General features: G+C 37.7%; 10 protein-coding genes, 1 tRNA gene and 2 pseudogenes. 7 read left to right on the forward strand and 6 right to left on the reverse strand.

The window, feature by feature from the left end:
• Both PN450_RS00265 and PN450_RS00270 read left to right on the forward strand, forming a co-directional pair.
• Positions 1 to 231: transposase (locus tag PN450_RS00265; RefSeq protein WP_271834968.1), on the forward strand; the 231-nt coding region annotated here is incomplete at its 5' end.
• 8 nt (positions 232 to 239) lie between these two features.
• Complete coding sequence (locus PN450_RS00270; protein WP_271834972.1) at positions 240 to 785, forward strand: formylglycine-generating enzyme family protein; 546 nt, start codon at positions 240 to 242, stop codon at positions 783 to 785.
• A 96-nt stretch (positions 786 to 881) separates the two neighbouring features.
• Here the strand turns inward: PN450_RS00270 and PN450_RS00275 are convergent, their stop codons facing one another.
• The 6 genes and pseudogenes from PN450_RS00275 to acsF all read right to left on the reverse strand — a co-directional run bounded on the left by PN450_RS00275 (position 882) and on the right by acsF (position 4,106).
• The gene (locus tag PN450_RS00275; RefSeq protein ID WP_148763140.1) at positions 882 to 1,091 is read right to left on the reverse strand and encodes a hypothetical protein; all 210 of its coding nucleotides are present in this window, start codon (positions 1,089 to 1,091) and stop codon (positions 882 to 884) included.
• 3 nt (positions 1,092 to 1,094) lie between these two features.
• Positions 1,095 to 1,619 carry a hypothetical protein gene (locus PN450_RS00280; RefSeq protein WP_271834969.1) on the reverse strand — a complete coding sequence of 175 codons (525 nt, stop codon included), beginning with the start codon at positions 1,617 to 1,619 and terminating at the stop codon, positions 1,095 to 1,097.
• Between the two features lie 177 nt (positions 1,620 to 1,796).
• Positions 1,797 to 1,946, reverse strand: a pseudogene (locus PN450_RS00285) (RAMP superfamily CRISPR-associated protein); the annotation flags it as partial.
• A gap of 23 nt (positions 1,947 to 1,969) precedes the next feature.
• Positions 1,970 to 2,596, reverse strand: a complete 627-nt coding sequence (locus tag PN450_RS00290) for a hypothetical protein (protein ID WP_148763144.1) — start codon at positions 2,594 to 2,596, stop codon at positions 1,970 to 1,972.
• 11 nt (positions 2,597 to 2,607) lie between these two features.
• On the reverse strand, positions 2,608 to 2,769 hold the full coding sequence (locus tag PN450_RS00295) for a hypothetical protein (protein WP_210422343.1): 162 nt from the start codon (positions 2,767 to 2,769) through the stop codon (positions 2,608 to 2,610).
• A gap of 260 nt (positions 2,770 to 3,029) precedes the next feature.
• The gene (gene acsF / locus PN450_RS00300) at positions 3,030 to 4,106 is read right to left on the reverse strand and encodes a magnesium-protoporphyrin IX monomethyl ester (oxidative) cyclase (protein WP_148763146.1); all 1,077 of its coding nucleotides are present in this window, start codon (positions 4,104 to 4,106) and stop codon (positions 3,030 to 3,032) included.
• A 473-nt stretch (positions 4,107 to 4,579) separates the two neighbouring features.
• Here acsF and PN450_RS00305 point away from each other — a divergent pair.
• The 5 genes and pseudogenes from PN450_RS00305 to gltX form a co-directional block, all read left to right on the forward strand.
• Positions 4,580 to 4,717, forward strand: a pseudogene (locus PN450_RS00305) (metal-dependent phosphohydrolase); the annotation flags it as partial.
• A gap of 211 nt (positions 4,718 to 4,928) precedes the next feature.
• Positions 4,929 to 6,389, forward strand: coding sequence for a TM0106 family RecB-like putative nuclease (locus PN450_RS00310; RefSeq protein WP_271834970.1), 1,461 nt, complete (start codon positions 4,929 to 4,931; stop codon positions 6,387 to 6,389).
• A gap of 22 nt (positions 6,390 to 6,411) precedes the next feature.
• Positions 6,412 to 7,593 carry an esterase-like activity of phytase family protein gene (locus PN450_RS00315; protein WP_271821243.1) on the forward strand — a complete coding sequence of 394 codons (1,182 nt, stop codon included), beginning with the start codon at positions 6,412 to 6,414 and terminating at the stop codon, positions 7,591 to 7,593.
• 225 nt (positions 7,594 to 7,818) lie between these two features.
• A tRNA-Asp gene (locus PN450_RS00320) sits at positions 7,819 to 7,892 on the forward strand.
• A 98-nt stretch (positions 7,893 to 7,990) separates the two neighbouring features.
• Positions 7,991 to 9,433: a glutamate--tRNA ligase gene (gltX, locus tag PN450_RS00325; RefSeq protein WP_271834971.1), complete on the forward strand. Its 1,443-nt coding sequence runs from the start codon at positions 7,991 to 7,993 to the stop codon at positions 9,431 to 9,433.
• Positions 9,434 to 10,407: the final 974 nt, after the last annotated feature.

Genomic DNA, 10,407 nt, shown 5'->3' on the forward strand with positions numbered 1-10,407 from the left:
AGTTTAGGCATTGATTTATTATTTTTACCAGCTTATTCTCCTAACTTAAATTTAATAGAAAGGTTATGGAAATGGGTGAAGAAGAAATGTTTATATGGTCAATATTATGAAGATTTTTCCGATTTTAAAAATGCTATCTCTCAAACTCATCTGAGTTACAAAGAAGAAATGAAATCCTTGCTCACTCTTAAATTTCAGACTTTTGAAAAAACTCAAGTTGTGACATTGTAAAGTATATCATAGGAAACAACCCTGCTCACTTCAAAGGTAATAATCGTCCTGTTGAATGTGTGAGTTGGAATAATGCGGTTAATTTTTGTCAAAAGTTAAGCCAAAAAACAGGTAAAAACTATAAGTTGCCCAGTGAGGCACAATGGGAGTATGCTTGTAGGGCGGGAACAACGACACCTTTTTATTTCGGTGAAAGTATTACCCCAGATTTGGTAAACTATGATGGTAACTATGCCTACGCTGCTGCACCAAAAGGGCAATATCGAGGACAAACCACAGATGTAGGAACTTTTCCCCCTAATGCTTTTGGTTTGTATGATATGCACGGAAATGTATGGGAATGGTGCGAAGATGATTGGCAAGAAAATTATATAAATGCGCCTATAGATGGTAGTGCTTTGATTAGTCAAAGCAATATAAAGCTGCTGCGCGGTGGTTCGTGGGACGACGATCCTGACTATTGCCGTTCTGCTTATCGCTACAAACGCGACCTCGATTACTACTACTACTTTTTCGGTTTTCGGGTTGTATGTAGTGGTGCGGCGATGACTTAGTTGCCCTTTATACTCTTGCTCTTTTGCCCTCTGCTCTTTTTTCTTTTCCCTTGTCTCGTCGTTTTCTCGTTCCCATACTCTGCATGGGAACGAATTCTAGAAGGCTCTGCCTTCAATAACAGCAGAGGCAGAGCCTCTGTGATAGCATTCCCAGTCAGAGACTGGGAACGAGATACCATCATTTTGATCAATAACTGTCCGTAAATATGCAACAGCTTTACTGACTTCGTTAGCATCTGTATGTTCTTGGACTAAAGTTTGGGCGATCGCATGAGCAATTTCCCACTGTTTATCTGTTAAACTCATAATTTAGTACATTCCTGATGGTGCTTGTCTATCACTGGGATAACGTAAAATAGCTGCAAGTTGTTCTAATTGTTCTTTTTGAATCAACCCTGAATGTGCAGCCTGAATTTGTTTTTGGATAAATTGCTGTAATTTATCTCCTATTAAATCATCGTTTTCACTCACTTGATAGGATGAATAACGCTGTTTTAAATTCTGTGGTTGATTGATTTTATCAATATTTACCGTCATTGTTCCCATACCAATCGGTTTACCACCACCAACTTTTAAAGCAATGGGATATTTTTTATCTTGTCCCAAAACAATTAATAATGTGCCTAATTCTTCAGGAAGTAAATTCTTAAAAGTTACTTGTGTTTTAAAAGTATATTCCTTTCCTGCTTGTTGGACAGAAATTCCGTCTTTTTGTCCTTTTTCAATAGCTTTGGACAAATAGGTATTTTCTATTTTTAATTCATTGATTATTTTCAATAAATCTGCAACTGATAAAGGTTTTTCTTGATAACCGACGAAAGGCTTCAGATTCATGTTATTAGATTTCCTTTTTCCAAGATTCTACGGTTTGAGTAAATAAATCATGTACACCGTTTTTATCATCACCTAACCAAGTTAGTTTAACACCAAAATTTAAATCCATAGATTCAGTAATAGCAGATTCACTATACTGTTTATCTGAATTAGGAAAATTGTATTTTTCAGCTTCTTTACTGTCCGTCCACCAGCATGATAGGTTTCCACAAATTCCATATCTGGTTTTGTGGGGTCTGCTCCTTCTTTTCCTGATTTGATAAGAATTGGTCCATCAGGAATAATAGTTAAATCTATAGTACAGTGATTGACAAATTTTTTGTGCATAATATTAGGTTGGCAATATGAAGTTAAGCAGCAGCTAAAACTAAATTATTTAGCTGTAATTCAGATTGTTGGAATACAAAATTAACAACAGCAAATAATTTATCTAGTTCTTGAATTGTGTAATAAGTGCTATTTTTGGTAAATATTTCATTTTCTAATTTACCAAATTGCCATGTTGCACCATTAGAGACAATGCTAAAAATAATGATTTGATATTCGCCATTTAATCTTTGCGCTGCGATCATTTCAGCTAAACATTGCGCCCAACCTGTTTCAAAGTTGTCTTGTTTGGCTTCAACTAAGATAAAGTATGGTTTATCAAAAACGATTTTACCTAAAGGGGAACGTTTAGCTAAAATATATTCAGGAAATCCTGATAATTTTTCATCATAATTTAATGATTGATGACTCCATAAAACAAAGTGTTGACGGTAGGTTTTCCAAACTTCTTTGAGAACGGGATAAATGAGATTTTCACAGATAGCAAATTCTGAGTTATCAACAACAGCATCCCTCATCATTAATTCTAAATCTTCGCGGAAATAGTCGGGAATATTAAAAGCAATTTCGCTGATGAAATTAGCTTCTATATAGGTAACTTGAAATGCTTTGAGGACTTCACCGATGGTTTTGTAATTACTGAAAGCCATTTTTTACCTCTTTAAGATTGTGTTTGGGTTGCGGTTGTAGAATTATTGGGTATATTATCTCTCAAATGTTTGATGAATGCTTGAGTCCAAATATCTTTGAAATCTTTACCTTCTTGATAACTAGGTAATTTATCTCCTATTTTACTATTCGCGGTTCTAATTGGTTTCCACATATCTAATCCCCGCAAGGGGACTGAAACACATATTTAATTCCTATAGATGATAAATACCACTTAAGTTTCCACATATCTAATCCCCGCAAGGGGACTGAAACGCATCTTTTTAACCCTTGCCAACTTTAACTAAATGGTTCGTTGAAATCTTTTGTCGAAGTGAGTGAACTTTTGGATCATTTTTTCGTTGGAACACTCTAACAAAAAAAGTGGTTCTGTCTCAGACAAAACCACCTCCTCAAGCAAAAATCAAACTCAAATTAACGAGCTTGTCCGTGAGCAGAAGCCGCATCAATAGGCTTCATCAGATATAATTGTAATAACTGCCAACCATGAGATAGATAGATTGGAAGTTTTTGGAAGAATTGCAGGAATTTAGGCGTATTAGAGCTAGAAATTGCTGCCAATTTTTCGTTATTCTGGACGCAAACATCTAAACGCTCATAAAATACTGGATTTTCAACATCCAACATAACAGGGAAGACTCTACCAGCGGTTTCATTGGTCTTCTTAATTACATGAATATCATAATCTCGCGCATTCAATCCCAAGGAAGCGTAGAAATCCTTGCGTTGAATATCATTGAGATACATAGTTGCAAATACTGACAACAGGAAGAAGCGACTCCAGAGTTTTGCTCTCCAGTCATTCAACATTTGTGGCTGCGCTCTCATAACCGCATCAAAGAAATCACCGTGACGGTTTTCATCCTGACACCAGTTCTCAAAAAAGTTGAAAATTGGATAAATTTGATCTTCAGGATGGGCTTCTAAATGACGATAAATGGTGATATAGCGCCAATAACCAATCTTTTCAGAAAGATAGGTAGCGTAGAAGATAAATTTGGGCTTAAAGAACGTATAACTACGACTCTTAGTCAAAAACCCTAAATCTAAAGAAAGATTAAAGTCTGACATAGCTTTGTTCAAGAACCCAGCGTGACGGGCTTCATCCCGTGACATCAGGTTAAAGCCTTCAGCTAAAAGGGGGCTTTTATCCTTTAAGCGACGGCCGAGTTCTTTGTATAACAAGAAGCCGGAAAACTCTGCTGTACAAGAACGTTCGAGAAATTCAACGAACAATTTGCGAGTTTCTCCGTCAATAGAGTCCCAAGATTGTTCAAACTGAGCATCCCGAACAAAGTGATGGCGGTTGTAGTCAATGCGGAATTCTGCAATAATAGCTTCTAATTCCTCTTCATTGACGGAAAGATCCATCCGCGCCATTTCATCGAAATCGGTTGTGTAAAACCTTGGTGTTAAAAGGGTTTCCTTGGCCGGGGACTTAATTCCAGAACGGATTTCGTCAAAGCCTGGTTTTCTGAGGGATTCTACCATGTTTTGATTTGCTCTTTTATCTTTCTTTTCTTGATGACACCAGAAAGCTGATTCTATGCTCTCACAAGGTGCAGGGAACAAAAATTATAATTTTGTATGAAATTCAGTGTAGCAATATCTAGCCCAAAAATCAGCAGATCAATGATTAATAGTTGCAAAAATCCACAAAAAACGATTTCCACTTGATTTAGGTCTGATGAGGATAATGGGTTTGATGCCGTCTTTGAGGAGCGAAACGTTAAATTAGCCAAAACCCAGGAAAATCATGTAAGCTGGGAAAATAACTGTTTGTCAGTTATAATTTCGCTTTCCTACAGTGCCAGCTAAAAAACCTGAATATATTAAACATATAGTTTGCAATACCTTGTCCAAATTAGAAAAAGCCTTGATTTGTAGGTTGGGTTGAAGCATGAAACCCAACAAATGCGTTGGGTTGCGCTGTCGCTTAACCCAACCTCGTATGTTCAATACCAACGAATTATCAAGCCATTATTGCTGGGGCTGGTAATATAGTCTGGGAAAATATCGCCAGCAGTGATGTTTTATACTATAATGTTGAACATTCTGTACTGGTTACTCTGGTGGGACATAATGTTTTTGTTATTGAACATGAAAAATCACAATCAGGATTACAGTATTTGGCTGCACAATGCAATTCTTAACTGTCCAGGGAACAGGGAACAGGGAACAGGTAATAGAAAAACTTTTTTCATTCTTCTTTTTTCATTCTTCTTTTTTCATTCTTCTTTCTGACTCCTGACTCCTGACTCCTGACTCCTTACCATTGTCCTGTAATTTCTGAATTATTGTTAGCTTAAAAGGATGTTAATTAATGCTCAACTTTTACTACAATTTCAACGCTGTCAGCGGCGACCTTTTTTAGATGTTCACGGTGATTATCTTCAGCGAGAGATTCCCAATGAGTTAGTGCTGAAGGTACAACAGGACAAAATTGCTCATCATCAGCGAATAGTCAAAAAGTTAAGTTACTATGAACCTGATTATCTGTCACGGGATTGGGAAGCAGGAGCAGCATCAACTCTAGAACTGATGCAGCAAGGGGTGAGTTATATTCGTCGTGGTGTAATATTAACTAGCTACCGTGAAAAATATACTTTGCTGAGTCGCCCAGATTTACTGGTCAAACAGCCGGGAAAATCTCGGTTTGGGAATTGGAACTATGTCCCAGTTAATATTGAATTGGGTAAACGTCCCAAGCAAGAATATCAAGTAGTTATTGCTTTTCACGCCCAAGTTTTAGCCACGGTTCAGGATGTGATTCTCAGTAAAGCCGGGCTGATATTGCGGGATAAAGATAAAACTTATGTGGTGGATTTAGATAAATGGACACCACAAATGTTGGATATTTTAGAGGAATATATTCAAGTTATTGAGTCGGTGGAAGCACCGGAAATTTTTATTTCTCGGCAAAAATGTAGTCTTTGTCCTTGGTATAATTATTGTCATACCAAAGCGAGATCTCAAGAACACCTTTCTCTGTTACCAGGTGTAACACCGATTCGCTATACTCAACTGCAAAATCTAGCTATTACTACTTTAGAAGCACTGGCACAGACCCATCCTAGCACTTTAGAAAACTTGACAGGATTTGATAGTAATGTAGCTGCTAAATTAGTTATTCAAGCCCAATCTGTATTCACCAAGCAACCCTTAATTCTTGCAGATTCCTTTTCCTTAGAATATCTAACTTTTACAGCCCCCATTGAACTTTATTTTGATATTGAAGCCCAACCAGATTTAAATTTAAATTATCTTTTAGGTGTTTTAGTTGTGGATAGAGTTGCTAATACCGAACAATTTTATGCTTTTTTAGCGGAACAACCCGAACAAGAACCACTAATTTGGCAACAATTTCTGAATTTAGTTAATCAATATCCTCAAGCCCCAATTTATCATTTTTGTGCTTATGAAGTAGATACAGTCAAACGCCTTGGTAAATTGTATCGCACACCTTATGCCCAAATTCATCCCATCCTGAATCGGTTTATTGATATCTATGAACAATTAATTCAAAGTGTGGCTTTACCAATAGATAGTTATGCCTTAAAAACTATTGCTCGTTGGCTAGGATTTGAATGGCGTGAACAACAAGCCAATGGCGCTAAATGTATTTACTGGTATGATAAGTGGTTAGAAACAGGCGATCGCACCTTATTAGCAATCATTCAAGACTACAACGAAGATGACTGTCGCGCCACCCGTACCGTCAAAGATTGGCTAGTTAGCTTTTTTGAGGCTGAATCGGGTAATATTACCTTATAAAAAATTTTACTCCAGTTATTCTATGCCACGTCTCCCAAAACCTCGGAAACTATCCCTAATTCTCATCTTTATAATTCCACTAATTCTGATTGGTTTTCTGTTTAATAATTTCGCTTCTGCCTCTTCAATAATCAAAAGTATAGAATTTATTGGCCAAGCTACATTACCCACAGGTTTAATTTTCCAAAAAACCGAAATTGGTGGGTTATCGGGAATAACTTATGATGTCAGAAATAACCTATATTATGCAATATCAGATGACAGAGGGCAAAAAGCAACACCTCGTTTTTATACTTTCACAATTGACCTCAGCAAAGGTAAATTAACCAACAACGATGTTATTCCCGTAGGTGTCACAAACTTATTAAATACCAGCAATCAACCATTCCCTCCCAATACCACTGATACAGAAGGAATTGCTATCACCAATCAAGATACCATATTTGTTTCCTCTGAAGGTGATGTAGACAAACTTATCAATCCCTTTATTAAAGAATTTGCGCTGGCTTCTGGAAAAACAATTAGTACCCTACCCATACCAGATAAATTTTTGCCAGATTCCCAAAAGCAAAAAGGCATCCGTAACAACTTAGCCTTTGAAAGTCTCACCATTACACCTAATCAAAAATTCTTATTTACAGCCACCGAAAACGCCTTAATTCAAGATGGACCAGCGGCTAAATCCGGTGTTGGTACTTCCTCTCGAATTTTAGAATATAACCTCTTAACCAAGCAGCCAGAACGGGAATTTCTCTATCAAACAGAACCAGTTACACCTTTGTTTAATCCTACTGGTAAATTTGCCAGTGGCTTACCAGATTTACTAGCACTCAATAATCAAGGAAACTTTCTCAGTATAGAAAGAAGTTTCACCGGTTTGGGATTTACAGTTTTTCTATTTGAGATTTCCTTAGAAAACGCCACAGACATTCATAATTTTGACAGCATTGCCAAAGTTGACCCTGATAAAATCAAGCCAGTAGAGAAAAAACTCCTGTTAGATCTACGAACTTTAGATGTATCATTAGATAATATTGAGGGATTGACCTTGGGTGCAAAATTACCCGACGGACAACCATCACTAATTTTAATCAGCGACAATAATTTTAATGGACTACAACAAACCCAAATTTTAGCCTTTAAGCTGAAAATCGAATCTCCATTGACTAGATTATTACGCCGCTTAAAAATACCTAACTTTTAAAAATAATGGTTCTAAGTAAGTAGACGAAAATAAATCAAAGTAGATTAAGTAATGTAAAAAATCTGGAGATGATTTCGTAGTAAGGGCTTCAGCCCTCAAATGAGGAATAAATTCCTCTCTTTCTCCATGAGCAAATTCCCTGCAAAAATATTTTTTCTCAGACTACTTGACAAATAGAAAAAGACTAGGCATAATAGGGAGAGTGCAAGTTCAAACCGAACTCAAGGGACTGTAGTTCAATTGGTTAGAGCACCGCCCTGTCACGGCGGAAGTTGCGGGTTCGAGCCCCGTCAGTCCCGTTCTAAAATGCTGAATATTAAATAACGAGTTGATTAAAAATACTCATACCTTTAATTTCAGTAGGTGTAATCATGATTTGTAAAAGAGAGAATCAACTGTGACCGTCAGAGTCCGTATAGCTCCGAGTCCTACCGGAAATCTACATATTGGTACAGCCAGAACCGCTGTATTTAATTATTTGTTTGCTCGTCACCATGATGGCAAGTTTATTTTAAGAATCGAAGATACAGATTTAGAGCGATCGCGTCCTGAATACACAGATAATATTCTAGCTGGACTCCGCTGGTTAGGATTGAATTGGGATGAAGGTCCATTTTTCCAATCTCAACGCCTCCATCTTTACAAAGAAGCGGTGCAAAAATTACTAGATCAAGGATTAGCTTACCGCTGCTACACCACATCTGAAGAATTAGACGCTTTGAGAGAAGGGCAAAAAGCCAGAGGAGAAGCACCCCGCTATGATAACCGTCACCGTCACCTCACCCCAGAACAAAGGGCTGAATTTGAAGCTCAAGGGCGTTCTTCTGTAATTCGTTTCCAAATAGATGATGGACGGGAAATTGTCTGGAATGATTTAGTGCGGGGGAAAATGAGTTGGCGGGGTAGCGATTTGGGTGGTGATATGGTGATTGCTCGCGCAGCTAGTGATGGTACTGGTCAACCACTATATAATTTTGTGGTGGTTGTGGATGACATTGATATGCAAATTAGTCATGTCATTCGTGGTGAAGACCATATCGCCAATACTGCTAAACAAATCCTGCTGTATGAAGCTTTGGGGGCGAAGATTCCCGAATTTGCTCATACACCTTTGATTTTGAATCAAGAAGGGCGCAAATTATCGAAGCGGGATGGAGTAACTTCCATTTGTGACTTTGAGGAAATGGGCTTTACTGCGGAAGGTTTAGTTAATTATATGACTTTGCTGGGATGGTCGCCAGCGGATTCTACTCAAGAAATATTCGATTTAGAATCAGCAGCTAAGGATTTTGGCTTTGAGCGGGTAAATAAAGCTGGTGCTAAATTTGACTGGGATAAGTTGGATTGGTTAAATAGCCAATATCTCCATAATATGCCAATTGATAAGCTGACAGATTTAGTTATTCCCTATTGGGAAAAAGCGGGTTGTCAATTTACAGGTGGGAGAGAACGGACTTGGTTAGAGCAGTTAGTGGGGTTAATTGCTGCTAGTTTGACTCGGTTGGTGGATGCGGTCGAGATGACCAAAGTATTTTTTACTGATGGGGTAGAATTGACTGAAGAAGGCAGTCAACAACTACAGCAAGAAGGTGTCAAGACTGTACTGCAAGCAATTATCACAGCTTTAGAAAGTCAGCCAGAGTTATCAGCAGATATTGCCCAAAGTATTATTAAGCAAGTTGTGAAATCGGAAAATGTGAAAAAAGGCTTAGTGATGCGATCGCTCAGAGCAGGGTTAACAGGGGATGTACATGGACCAGATTTGATTCAGTCTTGGTTACTGTTAAATCAGATTGGTTTAGATAAATCCCGCTTGAATCAAGCAATTAGCAATAATTAATTACCGGGTATTAGCAATACCTTGTCCAAATTGAAAAAAGTCTTGATTTGTAGCGACTGTTGGGTTGAGGTACGTTCACGAAGTGTGGCGTATCCCTGCGCTCGCCGGAGGCATCAGCCATAACCCAACATGAGCGTCGGGTTGCGCTGTTGCTTAACCCGACCTACAAAAAACCCAACTATAATATAATAATATGCTTTTAGTTTTATCCTAGATGCTATTTATCAGATATATTATTCATAATGGCTGTATGATAAGATTGAATTATATAAAATCAATAATACTTTTGATATTTATAACTTTTAGCAATTGCCTTTAGATTTTCTTAATAATTAATTGAGAATCTTTTTTATTTATCAACGAGGTTGCTATACTTTCAGCGATTTGCTATAATTTCAGAGAATTTCATAATTGGGCTACTATTGTCAATTTTGGATCTTTCAAAAGATGTTAGTCTCAAACCCTTTATTGACAGTAGTTTCAGAAATTAATTTCCCAGACTAATACAAAAATTTACAAATTAATAGCTATTCCCTCAACAATTTTAGCCATAAATTTGCTCAGAAATGATCTAATTTGAGCGATCGCAAAAATTCCCTATTGACAAATTGACAAAAAAGTGATATTCAACCTGTCAATGTTATTAATTTTAGTGATATTTAGGACTTACGCACGAGTCACGGAATAACGAACCACCCAGGCACAGAGAACGGAAATGAGGGTTTGAGGAATATTTTGCGTAAGTCCTGATATTACAGCGATTTCCAATCACATAAGGTACATCCTAGTAGTTTGTCAAGATAAAAATGATGGACTGTAGTGTGAGCGTCTCGCTCACGCGGGCAGGATGCTTGCACTACCTGTAGTGTGAGTGCCTCGCTCACGCGGGCAGGATGCCTGCACTACCTGTAGTGTGAGTGCCTCGCTCACGCGGGCAGGATGCCTGCACTACCTGTAGTGTGAGTGCCTCGCTC

Source organism: Dolichospermum lemmermannii CS-548 (assembly GCF_028330815.1).
In the GTDB taxonomy this organism is placed as follows: domain Bacteria; phylum Cyanobacteriota; class Cyanobacteriia; order Cyanobacteriales; family Nostocaceae; genus Dolichospermum; species Dolichospermum lemmermannii.